Here is an 18,946-nt window from a genome sequence, read left to right on the forward strand (position 1 = left end):
CCTCCTCTTCAGGAAGACCACATGGAATCAGCCATTTCTTCGCTCTTCAACTGCGATGTGTGAATATCGTAGCCCGCTTGCGGGGGAGGGCTGGGGTGGGGGCTGTCTCCGCATTGGGATTGTTGGAATTATCGAGGACGTCCCTGCGTGGAAAGAACCCTCACCCGCCACGCTCTGCGAGCGTGGCGGCCTCTCCCGCAAGCGGGAGAGGCGAAGAAGCCTCACTGCGCCTTTTGCGGCACCAATACGGTCTGGCCGGGATAGATCAGATTGGGATTTTTGATCTTTTCGCGGTTGGCGTTGAAGATCACCGCGTAGCGGGCGCCATCGCCATAGGCGAGACGGCTCAGGGCCCAGAGGCTGTCACCGCGGGAGATCACGCGGCTGCCGCCGGCCTCGGCCGGTGTCGCGTTGAGGATTTCCGCGGGCGAGGCAGATGCGACCGTCGTGTCCGTGGCAGGCACGCGCGCCAGGGCTCTCGGCTTCGGCGCGCTCATGGTGCGGGGCCGCGCGGCCGATGTCGCGGCGAGGCGCTGCGACGGGAGCGAGGCGACGACATCGGGCTTGTCGTCAGGTTTGGTGTCCTGCGGTTTTTCTTCGGACTTTGCGTTTGGCTTCGCTTCGGGCTTGGCTTCAGGCTTCGCGACCGCCGCGACGCGCGCGGGCGGCGGCGCCGTTTCCGCAACCGTGACCGGCATGGTGCGGCTGGACTGCGTGACCGTGCCGTCGGGCGCCTTGGCGCGCAGCGCCAGCTCATAGCTGCCGGCGGGAAGTTTTGGCGGGGTCATCACGAACTGGCCGGACGCATCGGCCACCACGCTGTCGAGCGGCTGGCCGTCGCGCAGCAGTTCGACCTTCGAACCAGGCACGGCCTGGCCCGCGATGACGGCCGCCTCGCCGTGGTCGTCGACGCGGGCAACATCGAAGCGCGGGCCAGTGTCCGCAACAGGCGGCTGCGGCTTGCTAGGGGCGATATCGGCCAGCGCCGCGACGCGGCTCTGGGTCTCCGCCAGCGCCCCCGTCTTCGGCGCATCGGCCGTTGCCGGCGCGGCGGACGGGGCGGGCGAAACCGCAGCGAGCTTCGGCTCTGCCTTGGATTCGGCCGCCTTGGGTTCGGCCGCCTTGAGTTCGGCCGCCTTGGGTTCGGTGTTGGGTTCGATCTTGGCTTCGGCCTTGGTTTGGGCTGCGGGATCCGCCTTCGCCCCGGGTTTGCTCTCGGGCTTCGCGACCGCGGCGACCTCGGTGTTCGCCCCGCCCGGCAGCAACCGGCGCAGCTCGGTCGGGCCGATCACCAGCACGGTGCCGACCACGGCAAGCAGACAGAACGCGAGGAAGGCCTTGGTTGCGGTGATCATCAGTCCTCAACCTCGATCAAGTCTCTGGGTCGCAAATCAGCCCCGGCAAATTGCGCTGTTTTGGCTACGGCAGCAAGACGGTCGATGGGATGAACCGGGCCGGCCCTCTCGGCGTCATATCAGCGAGGCCGCGCTGCGGCATTTTCTAGGGAATTTCAACTTGAACGCGATTTGCCGCACTGCGCCATGGCTGGCGCTCGCCCTGACGCTCGCCGCCTCCCCGGCACTTGCTGCCTCCGGACCGCCGCCGGGGTTCGTCCTCACCGACGATCCCGATCTCGCCTTCACCTCACCCGACGGCGCGACCAAGCTCGAGCAGTACACCAAGGACCCCGGCACTTTCGATGTCAAATGGCAGGTCTGGGCGCGACATGGCGACCAGATGACCGAGCTGAAGCCTGAGCAAGGCTATGGCGCCGGCTTCCGCTTCACCGCGGACTCGCAATGGCTGGTGCGGATGCAGAAGACCGGCTCGGGCGAGCAGGATCTGTTCCTCTACCATGTCGAGAACGGCGCCTTCGTCAGCGCCACCGAAAAATCGCTGAGCGATCTCGCCTGGGCCTATTTCTACGGCCGGCCGGAGACGAAGAATTTCGCCAAGCTCGACTTCCACATCTCGGCCGACCTCGTGAAGGGCACCGAAGAGGCCTATCGCTGGCTTGGCGTGAAATGGCCTAACAACCGCTATCTCGTGATCTCGCTCGGCGGCGAATACGACAAGCATCCGAAGAACATGGTCATGAAGGGGCTGGGCGGCTGGCGTTGCCGCTATGACCTGAAGACCGGCGTATTCGACGTGCCTGACATCTTCGCCAGGAAGAATGCCGAGGCGCTGACATGGGAGGTGAAGCGGCGATGACCAAGGCGGCCGGGCGCGGCGCTCACATGGCGTGAGCCAACCTCCTGATTTTGTTCCGATTCATGGTTCCCTAACCTTTGCTGGTAACGGGCTCTTGTCGGTTTTGGTGCACCTTGCATCCCACGGGAGGGCTGGATGGGCGCATCAATCCGATGGACCGCGCGCTTGCGCGCGTTGCTTCGCCAATGGCGGGGCGCGCCGCTGACGTGGCTGATCGTCGGCGGCTTCGTGCTGATGGCCGCAACCGCCATCGGCACCGGACTCACGGTCGACCGCTTCCGGCAGAATGCCATCGAGAGCGGCCGCGAGAGCCTGGAAAGCTCCGTCCGGCTGCTCGCCCGCCATTTCGATCGCGAGTTCGAGGATTTCGCGGTGCTCCAGAAGAGCATCATTGCGGAGCTCGAAAGCCATGGCATCGACTCCCCGGACGTGTTCCGCAGCGAGATGGGCACGCTCGCCATGCACGAGGTGCTGCGCACCAAGGCGAGCGGCTGGTCCGACATCGCCGGCGCCAATGTCTTCGATGCCAATGGGACCCTGATCAACTCGTCCCGGCGCTGGCCGGTCGCCGAGATCTCGGTGTCCGATCGCGGTTATTTCAATCGTCTCAAGAACGATCCGGCGTTGCAGGAAGAGGTCGAAGTCGTGCCCGGACGGTTCGGCAAGGGTCCGGCCATCGTGTTCGGCCGGCGCGTCTCCGGCCCGCATGGCGAATTCCTCGGCGTGGTGTCCCGGGCCATAACGCCCGAGCAGCTTGAAGCCTTCTTCGCCTCCGCCGGGCTCGGCGAGGAATCCTCCATCGCGATGCACCACCAGAACGGCCAGCTGCTGGCGCGCTTTCCGCATGTCGACGCGATGATCGGGAAGAATTACCGCACCGGCTCGCCCGCGCAGAAGGCCGTGTTCGAGCGCGCCTTCGTGACGACCCAGCTCGCGAGCCCGATGGACGGGAAGGAGCGCATCGTCGCCTCGCGCATGCTGACCGGCGAGCCGCTGGTCGTGGTCGCCACCAGATCGCTGGATGCGACGCTCGCGACCTGGCGCACGCAAACCAAGTTCTTCGTCACCGTGGCCGTGCTGTCGATCGGCCTGCTGGTGCTGACACTGTTCCTGATCTTCCGCCAGGTGACGGGCCGCGTCTCGCTGGAGAAGCAGCGGCTGGACACCGCGCTGAACACGATGACGCAGGGCCTGCTGATGTTCGACCAGGACGAGCGGCTGATCGTCTGCAACCGTCGCTACATCGACATGTACGGGCTCTCGAGCGCAGTGGTGAAACCCGGCGCCCATTTCCGCGACGTGATCCAGCATCGCGCCGACACCGGCTCGTTCGATGGCGACGTCGACGCATATTGCGACAGCACCCTGAGCCAGGTCGGGCTGACGCAGAGCAGCATCGTCGAGACCTCCGACGGCCGCCTGATCGAGATCAAGAACCAGCCCGGCGCGGCCGGCGGCTGGCTCGCCACCCATAACGACGTCACCGAGCGCATCCGCGCCGACGAGCGCATCGCGCATATGGCGCACTACGACGCGCTGACCGACCTGCCCAATCGCGTGCTGATGCGCGGCCATCTGGAACGACGCGTCGCGGAGCTTAGCCAAGGCAAGCCGTTTGCGATCCTCTACATCGACGTCGACGAGTTCAAGGGCGTCAACGATTCGCTCGGCCACGAGGTCGGCGACGAATTGCTGCGCCAGGTCGCAAGCCGCCTGCGCGCCTGCGTCAGCGGCAACGATCTGGTGGCGCGGCTCGGGGGCGACGAATTCGCGATCGTCAAGACCGGCACCTGCGACCAGGCCGAGCTGTCGGCGCTGACCGAACAGATCCTGCAGTCGCTGCGCATGCCTGTTAACTGCAAGGGCCAGGAGATCACGACCAATGCCAGCATCGGCATCGCGATCGCGCCCGACCATGGCGAAATCATCGACGACCTGCTCAAGCGCGCCGACCTTGCCATGTATGCGGCCAAGTCGGAAGGGCGCGGCACCTACCGCATCTTCGTGCCCGAATACGACGCCAAGGCGCGGCAGCGCCGCCAGCTCGAGCTCGATTTGCGCCAGGCGCTCGCCCGCGGCGAGTTCGAGGTGCATTACCAGCCGTTGGTCGATCTCTCCGCCAATATCGTCAATGGCTGCGAGGCGCTGCTGCGCTGGCGCCACCCCGAGCGCGGCATGGTCTCGCCCGCGGACTTCATTCCGGTCGCGGAAGACACCGGCCTGATCGGCGAGATCGGCGAATGGGTGCTGAAGCAGGCCTGCCTCGAGGCCGCCTCCTGGCCCGGCGACATCCACATCGCGGTCAATGTCTCACCGGTGCAGTTCCGCTCCAGGACGCTGGCGCTGAAGGTCGCCGCGGCGCTCGCCGAATCAGGCCTTTCGCCCGGACGGCTCGAGCTCGAGATCACCGAAACCGTGCTGATCCGCGACGACGAGGAGGCGCTGACGATCCTGCAGCAGCTGCGCGAGCTCGGCGTGCGCATCGCGCTCGACGATTTCGGCACCGGCTATTCGTCGCTGAGCTATCTGCATCGTTTCCCCTTCGACAAGATCAAGATCGACCGCAGCTTCATCAGCGACATCGGCGAACCAGAGGACTCCTCGCCGATCGTCCAGGCCGTGGTGCACATGGCCGCCGCGCGCCACATGGCGACCACGGCCGAAGGCGTCGAGACAGAAGCGCAACGCGACGTGCTGCGGCAGCTCGGCTGCAGCCAGATGCAGGGCTGGCTGTTCAGCCCGGCCGTGCCGGCGGCGAAGCTGAGGCAATTGCTGGCGAAGCAGGCCGCGGCGGCTTGAAGCCGCGCACCCCGGATGAAAGAACAGCCCCGCTAAAGCGCGATGGAGTCAGGTTCAATCGGCGTCGGGATCACCTCTCCCCGACGGGGAGAGGTCGGATTGCTATGGCGCGCAATTGCGCGCCTGAGCAATCCGGGTGAGGGGCCGCGGCACCCAGTGAGACCGAAACCCCTCACCCGGATCGCATCTTGGATGCGATCCGACCTCTCCCTGCGGGAGAGGTGATCTGAGCTCTCGGTTCGCATCGATTCAACCAAAACACATCACGCTTTAGCGAGCGGAGGTCTGAACAAGACTGTCGACGACGCCCGATCCCTCGTCGACCAGCTGCTGCCCGCTCATCCAGACATCGCCGCCGGCGATCTTCCGCCGCATCATGGCAAGCCAGGCGGGTTTGACGCCGCGGATGCCGAAATCGCTTTGGAAGAAATCGTCGGTGACCGCGGTCTCGAGGATCCCTAGCACTGCCGTGAGCTCGGCTCGTTCGGAGTCGCTGTGGGCTCGCCGCTTCAGATTGTCCTTTGCGCTGCGGTCCAGGCTGACCTGGTGAAACATGAAATAGGCTTCGGGATCGGCCTTGCGCTCGCGGCCAGCCAGAAAGATCGGAACGCACATCGAGGCGCAGACGCCGGCCTTCTGAACCAACGTGTCAATCGCGCGATCGCTGTTGCGGATCGCGAAGACGACCTCGCGCCCATGTTCGACCAAGCCGCCCGGCGAGTTGAGGATGAGGACGAGCCGGCGCGGATCCGTCTTGTACCGATCGAGTGCGGCGGCGAGACGCTCGCGCATCGGCTCCTGCACAGGGCCGCTCCAGCCGAGCACGATGCGGTCCGGCTCCTCGCTGATCGACAGGGTCTGTCGGGACGCCACATCTGGCGACCCGGACGGCAATTGGAAATAGCCCCAAACGAGCAGGACGCCGCCGATCCAGAGCAAGGTCTTGAGCAGTCTCACGGTGAAGGGCGCCCTTCACGAATTGATGGCGTTCAGGAAGCCGAGCAGCGCAATGAGATCGAACAGCGCCATCATGCCCGCCAGGAAAATAAAGGACAGCGTGCGGTTCCAGAGCTTGGTCTCCGCGGCATAGAAGATCGAGACCGCCGAACGGTCGGCGGTCGACCGGACCGGCACCAGCGCTTCGCCGCCGCCGCTCGAGAAGAACATCATGAAGCTGTGAGGAATCGGCGCCTGATCGGGCCTCGCGACCGATTTGATCTTGGCCTCGCAGGTGGTGAGCACGAAGTTGGTTCGTTGGCACTTTCCATCCGTGACCTGCAAATCGTACGCCGCTTGCCAGGTCCCGGACAGCCGATGGTCGCGCACGAGATCCGGACCATAGTTAACCAGCAGGTAGTAAAGCCCCGCACTGACGGCCACGAACATGATGAACCAGCGAAACGGGCTGGGTTGCTTGTCGGCGATCCGGCTTGATGTGACGGTCGCGCCGGCATTGAGAGTTTGCGTAGCCGCACCCACTCCGTGATGACGCTTGCCGAATGCCATTTTCCGTAACTCCGGACATGCAAATCGACCGCAATCTAGGGGTGCAATCCATAAGATAGGTCTAAGACGGCTCGGCGAATCCTACTGATGTGGGGCATCCCCGGCTCAGATTGGACTTTTTTCATCCGGCCGCGCCTGCTCCGCCCGCGCGCAAGCCTCCCCAGGCCAGACACGTTGCAGAGAGTGCAACGAAGTTCCGACGTCGCATCTGCTCCCCCTGTCATCCCCTACGATGCGTGGTCCAGTCGCACATCGATCTCCTGGCGAAGGAGACTGAAATCGATCGGCTTGGTCAATAGACCGGCCGCGCCGAGTTCAGCCGCTCTCTTTTTCGTCCCGTCGTCGCCATAGGCGGTGATCATGATCACGGGCACGTTGGGCCGCGCCGCCTTCACCTCGGCCAGCATTTCCAGCCCGCTCACGCCGGGCATGTTGATGTCGGACAGGATCAATATCAGCGACGGATCGGCGATGGCCTTGACCTGTTCGAGCGCGGCCCGCGCGGAATTGGCAAATTCCATCACGAACCGGCTGGCGCGCAGGTCGCGCCGGAAATGCTGGCGGAACATGCTCTCGACATCCGGTTCGTCGTCGACGACGAGAATATAGGTGCTCACCTTGTCTCTCCAGCTGACTTCTGCACCGTGCTCTTGCGTCGCAGAGTGACGATGAATTCGGTGAATACGCCGGGCTCGGTCTCGACCGCGATCGAGCCGCCATGCTGCTTCACGATGATGTCGTGGCTCATCGACAGCCCCAATCCCGTGCCCTCGCCGGCCGGCTTGGTCGTGAAGAAGGGATTGAAGATCTTCTCCCGGGCCTCGGGCGGGATGCCGGTGCCGTTGTCGCGGATGCGGATTTCGACCTGGTCGCCCTGCGCCCTGGTCGTCGCCGTCACCAGCGGCTCGAAATCCGCAGCGCCCGATGCCGCCGCCTTGCGCTTGCTGACGGCATAGAATCCATTTGAGATCAGGTTCAGCAGCACGCGGGTGATTTCCTGCGGGAACACCTCGACCATGCCCGCGACGGGATCGAAATCGCGTTGCAGTGTCACCTCGAACTCGGAATTCTCGGCTCGCGCGCCGTGATAGGCGAGGTTGAGGCTCTCATCGACCAGCGCGTTGATGTCCGCCGGGCGATGTTCGCCGGACCCCTCGCGCGAATGCAGCAGCATGTTCTTGACGATGGAATCGGCGCGCTTGCCGTGCCGAAGAATCTTGGACAGATTGTCCTTCAACATCCCGGTCAGCTCGTCGATGTCCTTGCGGAGCTGCTCGGCAAGCCCGGCCTGGGCAAGAATGTCGTTGAGCTCGTCGGCGAGATCGAGCGAAAGCGCCGAGAAATTGTTGACGAAGTTGAGCGGGTTCTTGATCTCATGCGCGATGCCGGCGGTGAGCTGGCCGAGCGAGGCGAGCTTCTCGGTCTGGACCAGCCGGTCCTGCGCGGTGCGGAGGTCTTCGAGCGACTGCTCGAGCTCGCGCGTCTTGGCCTGCACTTCCTCGAACAGGCGGACGTTGCCGAGCGCGATCACCGCCTGGTCCGCAAAGGTCTGCAGCAACGCGATCTGCTTGTCGGTGAATGGATGCACCTCGATACGGCGCAGCACGATCGCGCCGATGCTTTCCTTGTCGCGCAGCAGCGGCACGCTGACGATGGTGCGATGGCCCATCCGAAGCGACAACTCGCGGCCGTCGGAGAAATCGGCATGGCTGTCGTCGCGCAGATCTTCGATGTGGACGGGCTGCTGGTCGATGAAGGCGCGGCCGGCGGTCCAGCGGCGGTTGATCGGCCATTTGTCCAGGCCGATCGGGATCGGACCGTGATGCGCGCTGAAGCGCAGATCGTCGCCGTCGCGGAGCAGCACGGCCGCATCATAGGCTTCGCACACCTCGCAGGCGCTGTCGACGATCGCCTTCAGCACCGGCGCCACGTCGGTCGGCGATGACGCGATGACGTTCAGGATGTTGGCGCTGCCGGTCTGGTAGGTGAGCGCCTCGGTGAGATCGCGCGTCTTGGCCTGGATCTCGTCGAGCAGCCGCGCGTTCTCGATGGCGATCACAGCCTGGTCGGCGAAGGTCTGCACCAGCTCGACCTGCCGCGGCGAAAATTGACCGACGCGGTCGCGGCCGAGGATGAACAGGCCGATGGCTTGACCACTCCTCATCAAGGGAACGATGAGGAGTGACTTGAAGCCGAGTTGTTCTCGAAACACCTGCGTTGCCACCGAGCGGTCGCTTTTGAAATCGCCGATATTGGCGATTTCGCCCGATGTCATCACCCTGGTCGTCGCAAACTTCGGATCATGGGCCGGGATCGGCGTGCGCCGGACGAAGTCTTCCTGCTCCGTGCTGATCGCCGCGGTGTGACCCCGGCAGACCAGGAAGTCGCCCTCCCGGATATACAATCCGCACAGGCTGGCCGCGCAAAGTTCCGCGGCGGAGCGCGCGAGCGTGTGCATCACGGCATCGAGGTCGAACGCCGAACGACTGATGACCTTGAGTACGTCCGCGGTCGCGGTCTGCTGTTGCAACGCCTCCGCCAAATCGTGCGCCTTGGCCTGGACCTCCTCGAACAGCCGCACGTTCTCGATCGCGATCAGCGCCTGATCGCGGAACGATTCCGCGAGCGCGATCTCCTTGTCTCCAAACAGGTTTGGCCGCGTGCCGGCGACCGACAGCAGGCCGATGCATTTGTTGTCACGCAGGAGCGGCATGAACAGTGCGGTCTGGAGCCCCAGTTTCTGCTGGATCATGCGTTCGTGGGGCGGCAGCTCGATCAGCGACCAATCGGGCAGGTGCACGGTCTGCTTCTGCAAAATGGCCCGCGACGGAAAATTGGCCGCCGGGTCGATCTTGACGCGCGGCATGTCGACGAGCGGGAGCCGGCCCTCCACGCCCCACCAGGTCACGGTCCAGAAGCACTCGTCATCGCAGCGCTGAATGAACGCCCGGTTGCATCCGAGCAGCCGGATGGCGGTCTGCGCGATGACGTCGAAGACCGGCTGGGCATCGGTCGGAGACTGGCTGATGACGCGCAGGATCTCGGAGGTCGCGGTCTGCCGCTCCAGCGCCTCGCGCCTTTCGTTGAACAGGCGGGCGTTCTCGATCGCGATCACGGCCTGGTCGGCGACGCTCTGCAGCAGCGCGAGCTCCTCGTCGGTGAAGGGCAGGAGTTGATCGCGAAACACGATGAGGGCACCGATGGCCCCTGCTTCGCGACGGAGCGGCGTACCGCACACGGTACGGGCTCCGCCGGCCCGGGCGTGGGGCAGGCCGGGAAAGTCGGCCATAAAGGGATCGAGATGATCGAGGTCCGGAATGTGAATTTGCCTGTTCTCGGCAACCACGGTGCCGGGCAGATTTCGTCCGCCGACCTTGATGTTGGAGCGCGGATAGGCCGAACCGATGCGGCGCGCGATCGAGCCGACGCGATATTCCCGCGTAAACTCGCGGCCTTCGGCAAGTTGAACCGACACGCTGGGCGCCGCGAACAGGCGCGCCATCGTCTCGGCAATCTGCTGCAAGGGACGCGCGACGTCGCCTCCCGCTTCGGCGATCGCGCGCAGGATTTCGGCGCTGGCTTGCTGCTGCAATCGCGCGGCCTCCAGCTGATGCTTGAGGCGGGCGTTTTCCGACTGGTGTGACGGCTTCTGTTTGCGCGGCGCGGCCTTGGCTCTTGACGCTGGCTTGGCTCGTGACGCGGCCTTGGCTCTTGGCGCTGGCTTGGCTGATGCCGGCTTCCGCCGGCTACCCCCGCCGCGTTGTCCCGTTTTTCGTCCGGCCTTGACCATTCGAGCTACCCCGGAAACCTATTCGATGATCTCGTCGGCGCGCAGCAGGAACGCCTCGGAGATCGCAAGCCCGATCGCCTTTGCCGTCTTAAGGTTGATCACCAGCTCGAATTTCGTCGGCTGCATCACCGGCAGGTCGGCCGGCCTCGCACCCGCAAGGACCTTGCCGGCGTAGATGCCGGTCTGGCGATAGCCCTCGGCGAACAACGCGCCATAACTGGCCAGGCCCCCGGCTTCGGCAAACTCGCGACGGAACGACATCGCGGGCAGCTTGTAATGCAAGGCGAGCGCGGCGATATGCGTGCGGTCGGAGCCGTAGAACGGGTCGTTGCAAGCGAGCACGGCGCCGAGCTTCGCTTCGTCGAATTTCGCAAAGGCCGCATCGACCTCGGCCGGTGTGCTGGCGTTGATCACGGTGATCTTCAGCCCCAGTCGCTTGACAGCCTCCTCGACCTCTTCGGCTTGCGCCTTGGCGGCGGGATAGAACGGATTGATCATCACGCCGATCGAGGCCTGCGGCAGGATTTCATGCAACAGCTCGAGCCGCTTTGCTTCCAGCGCTGCGCCGATCATGCTGATGCCGGTGATGTTGCCCTGGCCGCGATTAAGATTGGTGACGAGCCCGGCCTTGACCGGGTCGGCGGCGGTGATGAAGACGATCGGGATGGTCGACGTCGCGGCCTGGGCGGCACGACCGGGATCGCTCCCGCCGGCGGCGATGATCAGCGACACCGGGAGCTTGACCAGTTCCTCCGCAAGTGCGGGCAGGCGTTCATATTGGCCGTCGGCCCAGCGAAACTCGACCGTGACATTCTGACCAGCCGTGAAGCCCGCCTCTTTCAGGCCCTGCAGGGTCGCTGCCACCAGGTTCTTCTGGTCATCCGCAGACCCACTGCCGAGATAGCCGACCACCGGCCTCGCCTGCTGCGCGCCCGCCGCGACAGGCCGCGCCAGCGATGCGCCAAAGGAAGCACCCAGGAGCGAGATGAAGGTTCGCCGCTTCATCGCCGTCCCCAACTCACTCGATCACGTCGTCGGACAGCGCAAGCAACGACGGCGGGACGGCGATGCCGAGCGACATGGCGGCCTTCTGATTGATCACCATCTCGAAACGGGTCGGCTGCTCGATCGGAATGCTGCCGGGATCGGCGCCATGGAGGATCTTGTCGACAAAGCCGGCGGCCTGGCGATAGGTATGGTGGAGACTCGCGCCGTAGGAGACGAGGCCGCCGGCTTCGGCGAACTCGCGAAAGCCGAACATGGCGGGAAGCTTCTTGCCGAGCGCGCGTTCGGCCAGTCTTTTTTCCTCGATGACCATCAGCGCGTCGGTGAGGATGACGAGGCCCTGGAAGCGTCCATCGCCCATGTCGGCAAAGGCCTTGTCGATCTCGTCGGCCGAGCGCGCTTCGAACGCCGTCAACGTCAGGCCGAGCTTCTGCGCGGCGCTCTGCATTTGCCGGTATTCGGGCAGCTTGTTGTGGTCGCCGGGATTGTACAGCACCGCAACGCTTCCAAGCGAAGGAACGAGCTCCTTCATGAGTTGAAGGCGCTTGCTGGCAAGCTCCGAGGCGATGCAGGTGAGGCCGGTCGCCTTTCCGCCCGGCCGCGCGATGCTCGCGATCAGGGCATCCAGGGGATCGCAGACCACGACCACGATCGGGATGGTGTCGGTGGCGTCCTTGACCGCCCGCAGCCCCTGATCGGCGCCGGTGAAGATGGCGTCGGGATGAAGACTGACCAGCTCGCGCGCCAGCGCCGGCAGCTTGTCGAGCTGCCCTTGCGCCGATCGTACGACGATCTCGATGTTCTTGCCCTCGACATAGCCGAGCGCATGCATCCCATCGAGAAAATCGCGATAGATCGGATTTGAGGACGGCGCGGTCTGCAGCCAGGCGAGCCGATACATCTTCGCAGCCTGCTGCGCCTCTCCCGCGACCGGCATCACACACCAGACAAAGGCGATGGCTGCCGCCAAGATGCACAGCCTACGATTTCGTCGATATGTCCTGATCTCGCCGCGTCCGCTGCGGCTTATCTGCAATACATTTTTGCCCCAGTCCTGCCGCACGTCAATTTCCGCAATCAAAATGGCGGCACCGCTTGCGGCGCCTCAAGAATGGTGCGGAGCCTACAGTCCGCAAGACCATTTGTGAACTGCTCTCTGCGCTCCGAAGGGGACGTTTGGCGCGCATCGATGCGCCTTGCCGCAGCGAAAACCGCTCCGCGACCGGCTGGCGGCGCTGACATTCACCAAAGCGAGCGGCGGACATCTGCCTCCGCCACCTTGCATTCGCGCGGCGCTTTCATATCTGATCGGCATGAAGAAGCTCACACGCGTTCAGGACCACGCCATTCAGGCGCTCATGGCCGGCATCGTCGGCGCAGAGACGTTCGATCACGTCTTCGCCGGCATACGCTTCGACGAAGTCGAGGGCAGGATGCTTTACGCCTTTGCCAGGAACGAGGATGTCGCATCCGACATCGAGGACAGCTACTCGCCTCTGATCGCGGCCGTTGCATCACGCGTGCTGAACCAGCAGGTCGACGTCGTGGTCGTGATGCCCAAAGTTCTGCAATAGACCGCCGGCAAGGCAACCTGGGTCGCCCGCTGCACGCCTACCGCGATGTCGCGGCCCAGATCGTGGCGGCCACCATCAGGCCTGCCTGACCGGACCGGGCAGTCGGCGCAACAAACTCTTGCGAAAGGGCCGGACGACGGACGTCCGGACCTTTTGGCGTGCCCCCCGCATAAAACCCAAGTTACCCTCCCGGGGGTGCTGGGTCAGTTTGAATGTGGCAGGCCGGGGCCCTAGGAATCGGCCGGCTCAGGGCGCATATTGGCGGGATGAGCAAATCCCCCCGAGTCACCTTTTCCATCAAACGTATCGCCGAAGGCGATTGGCAGATTGAGGCCCGCTGTTCCGGCGCTGAAACTCGTTACATCAATGGGCTGGCCAGCAAGGCCGAGGCCGACGCCTGGCTCGACGGAGATCGCAAGATCGCGTGGCTGAGGTCGCAGGGATACGCGAAATAATCCCCAAACGTCTGCGCTGATCCACCGTTTCTCTAGGCCGCGCGGAGATCGCCGACGAAGCGGTCGACGTCGCGCTTGAGATCGTCGGACAGCCGCGCCAGCATTTTCGCCGAGTCCAGCACCTCGCCGGCGGCCGCACCGGTTTGCCCTGCGGCCTGCGACACGCCGGTGATGTGACGCGAGACTTCGTTGGTGCCCTGCGAGGCCTGCTGCACGTTGCGCGCGATCTCGCGCGTCGCGGCGCCCTGCTCCTCGACGGCAGCGGCGATCGCGGCCGCGATCTCGTTGACGCGCTGGATGGTGGTGCCGATCGACTGGATCGCGCTCACCGACGACTTGGTTGCGCCCTGGATCGCGGCGACCTGGCCGGTGATTTCTTCGGTTGCCTTCGCGGTCTGCGTGGCGAGGTTCTTGACTTCCGACGCAACCACCGCAAAGCCGCGACCGGCCTCGCCCGCGCGCGCGGCCTCGATGGTGGCGTTGAGCGCGAGCAGATTGGTCTGCTCGGCGATCCCAGTGATCAGCGCCACGACGTCGCCGATACGCTGGGCGGCATCGGCCAGCGCCTGTACTTCGCTATTGGTGCGATCGGCTTCGCTGGCGGCGGCGCCCGCGATGCTGGAGGATTCCGCGACCTGGCGGCTGATCTCGCTGATCGAGGCCGACAGCTCTTCGGTCGCCGCCGCGACCGTCTGCACGTTGGACGAAGCGTCGCCCGACAGGCTGGCGACCGAGGCCGCCTGCGACGAGCCCTGCTCGGCGGTCGACGACATCGACTGCGCGGTGGCGTTGAGCTCGCCGGAGGCCGCGGCCAGCGTGTGCAGCGATTCCGTGACGGTCTTTTCGAACTGCTGGATCAGGCTGTCGACGGCAGACTGGCGCCGCTCCTTCCTCGCCTGCTCGGCAGCCTTTTCTTCGCCGAGACGGTCGCCCGCGATCATGTTGTCCTTGAACACGGATACCGCACGCGACATTTCGCCGATTTCGTCGCCACGCTCGATGCCTGCGAGCTCGATCGCATAGTCGCGCTCGGCGAGCTTTCGCATCGCCTGCGTCAGCTTGCGGATCGGCGTGCTGACCCGGCTCTGCACCAGAATGAAGCCGAACGCGGTGATGGCGAGCGCGACCAGCATCATCGCGCCGTTGAACACCAGGCTCCATTTTGCGGCCGTCATCTGCTGGCCGGCGCGGGAGACCATTTCGGCCAGCGCCGCCTGGCCGGCCTCGACGTAGAAATTGAGAATGGCGGTGTTGAGCTTGGCAAGCTCCACGCCCTTGACCTCGATCGTCTGGTTGTTGCTCAGCGCCTTGATGAGACCCTGCTGGCGCTCGACCATGGCGACGGCGTCGCCCGCCTTCGAACGCGCGATCACGTCGGTGAGGCTCGCCGGGGCATCGGCGCGGCTCGCCGCATCCTGCACCTGGCTCCAGGCCTGCTTGGCACGGCCGGCGTCCTCGGCGGCGCCGACGATGTCGGCGGCGCTCCACGGCTTGCCTGCGGCGCCCGCGGCCTCGAGACGGATCGCTATGAGACCACCAAAATTGCGCGCGGCCCAGGCCGACTGCTTCACGCCGAGGAGATGATCAACCACGGGGTCCGTGAGCTTGAGCGCGTTCTCCAGATCGATGGTCAGCGCGAGGATGGAGTCGAGATAATCCTGTGCGGCTTTCCGGAACTCGTCGGCCACCTTGGTATCGCGTGCCGCTTTCGGCTGATGGATCAGGCCTTCGGCCTTGGTCCGCAGCGGCATGAGCGCATCGTGGAGTGCAACGAACCTGCTCAGCAGGCCGGCAAGGCGGGAGTCGGACACGCCGTCGAGGCGTTCGAGCACGATCTTGTAGGCCGCTTCCGACAACTGCCGGTTGCTGGCGATCCGATCGTCGGCTGCGGCATTGGCCGGCTCTTCCGCCACCAGCGCTGACAGGAAGGTGCCACGCTCGATCCGGAAGCCGAGGAGAGCCGTGAAAAGTTGCTGGTCGGTGCCGGCGTAGCGCTCGACCTTTTGCGCGGCGCTATTGCGCTCGATGGCGCCCAACAGCCCGGTCGCGAGCTGCCCGATCAGGAACAGCCCGAGGACGCCGATGATGGCGCCGAGAACGGAACGAATGGAAGGATTGCCGAACAATGCCATGGGGAGCGCCGGGCCTCTCGAAAAAGATGCCGAAAAATACCGGCCCGACCCTAAGATTTGGTTCACCAAAGGCGCACGGGCGCAAGGCGAGCTGGATCGCACCCGCGCAAGTGAAGGTGTCACACCGTGTGCAGGCTATTGCGCCTGGACGGTCATCACTGTCTTCCCGCCCGGATCTCGGCGAATTCGGCGTCCGGATGGGTGACGATGGTGGTGAACATGATACCGCTGATGATCAGCGACCAGGCGGTGTCCCAATAAATCCAAAACACGTGCCAGCCTCCGTTCTGGTGTCCTCCGCCCGCGGGACCGGAGTAACGGCGCGAACGGGCTGCCGTTCCCTGACGATCGCGTGGGCCGGAGCCGGCGCCGCGAATGAGCAGGCGAAGCGCAGCACCATTGGCAGTTTGTCGGCGAGACCTTGCCATCGGTTTAACCGGTGTGGCGCTTTGCCACGACAGGGACGCTCGTTCGCAACTGCGTGATGACGTCCCGGGCTGTGAACGACTTCATATGGCAGTCGCCTTTTGCAGCGCAGAATCCCACCCGCGCGATTGAGCGCATCGATTTTCAGACAGACGGATTTGGACCATGGATATTGCAGAACGTGCACATGGACATGTGCTTTCGCCCCGATCGGCCGTCCGCAGTTACGACGGCTGGATTGTTGCAGGTTATCTCGCCTTCGCCGTCATCGCTTGTGTCGCGATCTATTTCGCCGGCACGGGCCCCGGCATGAGCGACGGCGACTTTGCCGTCATGGCCGGGATGCCGCTGCCATGAGACGCAGAGGTCTCGTCGCCTGGACCATCCTGACCTCCGCCCTGGTCGCGGTTGCGGTATGGACCGTGCTTGGACCGCCCGATCATTCGGGCGGTCCCCGGCTGTCGTCGCGCGACCGCACGTCGACCGATACCATTTCGGCATCGATCAATCCCAACTGAATTTTGGTGCGGCAGAACACCAGCAGCTATCCTCCGCCGCAAAACGACAACGCCACACCGGCAGGAGGACGCCCTTGACCAGACCAACACGCCCCGCATCGCGCACTGCGATCGCCACCACACTCTTCACCGCTCTTGCCCTCGTCCTGGGAGCCCGTGCCGGCATGGCCGAAACCTTCGCCTATGTCGGCAATGCCGACTCCAACGACATCAGCGTGTTCAAGATCGCCGAGAACGGCGAGATGACGCCGGTGCAGACCGCCGCCTTCACCGGCATCGACAAGCCCGGCTCCTCGACGCCGCTCGCGATCACGCCGGACCATCGCGTGCTGATCGCCGGCGTCCGCTCGCAGCCGTTCGTCGCGGTGAGCTTTGCGATCGATCCCAAGACCGGCCTGCTCAGCCATATCGGCAACGGACCGCTTGCCGACAGCATGGCCAATATCGCAACCGACCGCGGCGGCAAGGTGCTGTTCAGCGCCTCCTATGGCGGCAACAAGGTCGCGCTGAATCCGCTTGCTGCGAACGGCGTCGTCGGCGAGCCGAAGCAGGTGATCCCGACCGGGCTGAATGCGCACGCCTTCCTGCCTTCGCCCGACAATCGCTTCGTGTTCGCGACCAATCTCGGTTCCGACCAGGTGCTGAGCTTTGCCTTCGACGCTGCCGCGGGCACGCTGACGCCGAGCGATCCCCCTCTGATCAAGACGCCGGAGAAATCCGGCCCGCGGCACTTCGTGTTCCATCCCAACGGCAAGTTCGTCTATCTCATCCACGAGCTGAATGCCGACGTCGCCGCGTACAACTATGAAGCCAAGAGCGGAGCCTGGAGCGAGATCCAGCGCACCACGGCGCTGCCGGAAGGATTTTCGGGCAAGCCCTGGGCCGCCGACATCCACATCACCCCGGACGGCCGCTTCCTCTACGCCTCCGAGCGCACCACCAACACGCTCACGGCCTACAAGGTCGATCCGGCGAGCGGCAGGCTGACCACGATCGGCAGCGTGCCGACCGAAAAGCAGCCGCGCGGCTTCAACATCGATCCGACCGGCCACTACCTCGCCGCCGTCGGCGAGCTCTCCGACGGCATGACGGTTTACGCCATCGACCAGGGCAGCGGTGCGCTCAGCAAGCTGAAATCCTATCCCACCGGCAAGAAGCCGAACTGGGTGGAATTTTTGACATTGCCGTGAGGGGGCGTTTGCCCCTGCTCCCTCCACGTCGTCATGGCCGGGCTTGACCCGGCCATTCACGCCTTGCCACGTAGAACGAAGAACGTGGATGCCCGGGACATCTAGCGCGAAGACGCGCGTCGCGCTTTAGCCCGGGCGTGACGAGTTTGGGGTCACCACCGGCGAACCTCATCGCCATTTCCGCGACCAATTCAACGGGCGGCGTCACGTCGCCTGCGCTGCGGCACTTCTCATCCGGTCAGCCCATGGCCCGCCGCTGCCGCTTCTGCTATCGATGGAAGCCTTGTCGCGCCTTGCGGCCAACCGGAATGACCCGATGCGTTCACTGCCTGCGCGTTCCCTTTCCCAGACCTTCGTTGCTCTCGCCGGCCTGGCGCTGCTCTCCGCTCAACCGGTGCGCGCTGCCGATGACGACGCGCCCAAGGGGCCGGCGGTCACGGTGTTGAAGGCGGCCAAATCGTGCTTCTCCGACATCGTCGAAGCCACCGGCTCGATCATCGCGCGCGAGGAGACCTCGGTGCGGCCCGAACGCCCGGGGCTGAAGGTGACGGAAGTGCTGGCCGAAGCCGGTGACACCACCACGGCCGGCCAGGTGATGGCGCGGCTGGCGCTGCCGGAAGGCGGCACGCTGCAGGTCACGGCACCCGTGGCCGGCGTCATCGCAACCTCGACTGCACAGATCGGCGCGCCCGCCTCGGCCAAGGGCGAGGCGCTGTTCACGATCGTGGCGCGCAGCGAATATGACCTTGTCGCTCTGGTCGCGACCAACGATGTACGCAAGCTCGCGGTCAATCAGCCCGTCACCATACGCATCGCAGGTGCCGGCGATATCGACGGCAAGGTGCGCCGCATCGGTCCGACCGTCGAGCCGAACATCCAGCAGGGCATGGTCTATGTCGGCATCTCCTCGCAAAAGCGTCTGCTGCTGAATGCGAGCGGCCGCGCGCTGATCAAGACCGGGCAGAGCTGCAACGTCGCGGTGCCGTTGACCGCGGTTCAATATTCATCCGCCGGCACCGTGGTGCAGGTGATCCGCCGCAATCGCGTCGAGACCAAGCGTGTCGAGATTGGATTGATGTCGGGCGGCAATATCGAGGTCCGCGACGGCCTCACCGAAGGCGATATCGTCGTCGCCCGCGCCGGCGCGCTGCTCCGCGAGGGCGATCCGGTGCGGCCGGTGATGGCTGCGGCAGCGGCGAAGTAGGCTTCGTTTGGAGCGGTGCCGTTCACCCTCCCATGGAGGGGGCGGGTCGAGCAAATCGTAGCAACCATTAAAGCGACGTCCGATTGCCATTGAGCATGACGCCTTGCTTGCGGCCGTCAAGGCGTGGCCTGGC

Annotated in this window: 16 protein-coding genes; 8 read left to right on the forward strand and 8 right to left on the reverse strand. The window is 64.8% G+C overall.

Translation table 11 applies throughout. The features are described 5' to 3' along the window. Positions 1 to 221: 221 nt before the first annotated feature. A complete protein-coding gene (locus JQ621_RS34720; protein ID WP_212241659.1) occupies positions 222 to 1,355 on the reverse strand; it encodes a LysM peptidoglycan-binding domain-containing protein in 1,134 nt (377 codons plus the stop codon). Positions 1,356 to 1,515: 160 nt separating this feature from the next. Between JQ621_RS34720 and JQ621_RS34725 the strand changes: the two genes are divergently transcribed. Then, on the forward strand, positions 1,516 to 2,214 hold the full coding sequence (locus tag JQ621_RS34725) for a hypothetical protein (RefSeq protein ID WP_212241662.1): 699 nt from the start codon (positions 1,516 to 1,518) through the stop codon (positions 2,212 to 2,214). Between the two features lie 135 nt (positions 2,215 to 2,349). Beyond that, positions 2,350 to 5,013 carry a bifunctional diguanylate cyclase/phosphodiesterase gene (locus JQ621_RS34730; RefSeq protein WP_212241664.1) on the forward strand — a complete coding sequence of 888 codons (2,664 nt, stop codon included), beginning with the start codon at positions 2,350 to 2,352 and terminating at the stop codon, positions 5,011 to 5,013. 270 nt (positions 5,014 to 5,283) lie between these two features. Here JQ621_RS34730 and JQ621_RS34735 read toward each other — a convergent pair whose 3' ends face one another. The 6 genes from JQ621_RS34735 to JQ621_RS34760 form a co-directional block, all read right to left on the reverse strand. Beyond that, entirely contained in the window at positions 5,284 to 5,970 is a 687-nt protein-coding gene (locus JQ621_RS34735) for an ATP-dependent Clp protease proteolytic subunit (protein WP_212241665.1), read from the reverse strand. 15 nt (positions 5,971 to 5,985) lie between these two features. Beyond that, positions 5,986 to 6,519 carry a hypothetical protein gene (locus JQ621_RS34740; RefSeq protein WP_212241667.1) on the reverse strand — a complete coding sequence of 178 codons (534 nt, stop codon included), beginning with the start codon at positions 6,517 to 6,519 and terminating at the stop codon, positions 5,986 to 5,988. Positions 6,520 to 6,746: 227 nt separating this feature from the next. Further along, positions 6,747 to 7,136 carry a response regulator gene (locus JQ621_RS34745; RefSeq protein WP_212241669.1) on the reverse strand — a complete coding sequence of 130 codons (390 nt, stop codon included), beginning with the start codon at positions 7,134 to 7,136 and terminating at the stop codon, positions 6,747 to 6,749. After that, positions 7,133 to 10,111, reverse strand: a complete 2,979-nt coding sequence (locus tag JQ621_RS34750) for a GAF domain-containing protein (protein WP_249125756.1) — start codon at positions 10,109 to 10,111, stop codon at positions 7,133 to 7,135. Before JQ621_RS34750 ends, JQ621_RS34745 begins: the two co-directional genes overlap by 4 nt. Positions 10,112 to 10,327: 216 nt before the next feature. After that, positions 10,328 to 11,314, reverse strand: a complete 987-nt coding sequence (locus JQ621_RS34755; protein WP_212241671.1) for an ABC transporter substrate-binding protein — start codon at positions 11,312 to 11,314, stop codon at positions 10,328 to 10,330. Positions 11,315 to 11,327: 13 nt separating this feature from the next. Then, on the reverse strand, positions 11,328 to 12,284 hold the full coding sequence (locus JQ621_RS34760) for an ABC transporter substrate-binding protein (RefSeq protein ID WP_212241673.1): 957 nt from the start codon (positions 12,282 to 12,284) through the stop codon (positions 11,328 to 11,330). A gap of 226 nt (positions 12,285 to 12,510) precedes the next feature. Here JQ621_RS34760 and JQ621_RS34765 point away from each other — a divergent pair, with 226 nt between their 5' ends. Beyond that, entirely contained in the window at positions 12,511 to 12,888 is a 378-nt protein-coding gene (locus JQ621_RS34765) for a hypothetical protein (protein ID WP_249125757.1), read from the forward strand. Positions 12,889 to 13,100: 212 nt separating this feature from the next. Beyond that, on the forward strand, positions 13,101 to 13,343 hold the full coding sequence (locus JQ621_RS34770) for a hypothetical protein (protein ID WP_249125758.1): 243 nt from the start codon (positions 13,101 to 13,103) through the stop codon (positions 13,341 to 13,343). Positions 13,344 to 13,375: 32 nt separating this feature from the next. Here JQ621_RS34770 and JQ621_RS34775 read toward each other — a convergent pair whose 3' ends face one another. After that, a complete protein-coding gene (locus JQ621_RS34775) occupies positions 13,376 to 15,475 on the reverse strand; it encodes a methyl-accepting chemotaxis protein (RefSeq protein ID WP_212241675.1) in 2,100 nt (699 codons plus the stop codon). A 591-nt stretch (positions 15,476 to 16,066) separates the two neighbouring features. Between JQ621_RS34775 and JQ621_RS34780 the strand changes: the two genes are divergently transcribed. The 4 genes from JQ621_RS34780 to JQ621_RS34795 all read left to right on the forward strand — a co-directional run bounded on the left by JQ621_RS34780 (position 16,067) and on the right by JQ621_RS34795 (position 18,813). After that, positions 16,067 to 16,258, forward strand: coding sequence for a hypothetical protein (locus JQ621_RS34780; protein WP_212241677.1), 192 nt, complete (start codon positions 16,067 to 16,069; stop codon positions 16,256 to 16,258). Then, on the forward strand, positions 16,255 to 16,419 hold the full coding sequence (locus tag JQ621_RS34785; protein WP_212241679.1) for a hypothetical protein: 165 nt from the start codon (positions 16,255 to 16,257) through the stop codon (positions 16,417 to 16,419). Before JQ621_RS34780 ends, JQ621_RS34785 begins: the two co-directional genes overlap by 4 nt. 74 nt (positions 16,420 to 16,493) lie before the next feature. Beyond that, positions 16,494 to 17,609 (forward strand): lactonase family protein, encoded by a 1,116-nt coding sequence (locus JQ621_RS34790; protein ID WP_249125759.1) that lies wholly within the window; start codon positions 16,494 to 16,496, stop codon positions 17,607 to 17,609. Positions 17,610 to 17,925: 316 nt separating this feature from the next. Continuing rightward, positions 17,926 to 18,813 carry an efflux RND transporter periplasmic adaptor subunit gene (locus JQ621_RS34795; protein WP_212241681.1) on the forward strand — a complete coding sequence of 296 codons (888 nt, stop codon included), beginning with the start codon at positions 17,926 to 17,928 and terminating at the stop codon, positions 18,811 to 18,813. The last annotated feature ends 133 nt before the right edge of the window (positions 18,814 to 18,946 follow it).

Origin of the sequence: Bradyrhizobium manausense, from assembly GCF_018129685.1 — a bacterium.
Taxonomy (GTDB): domain Bacteria; phylum Pseudomonadota; class Alphaproteobacteria; order Rhizobiales; family Xanthobacteraceae; genus Bradyrhizobium; species Bradyrhizobium manausense_D.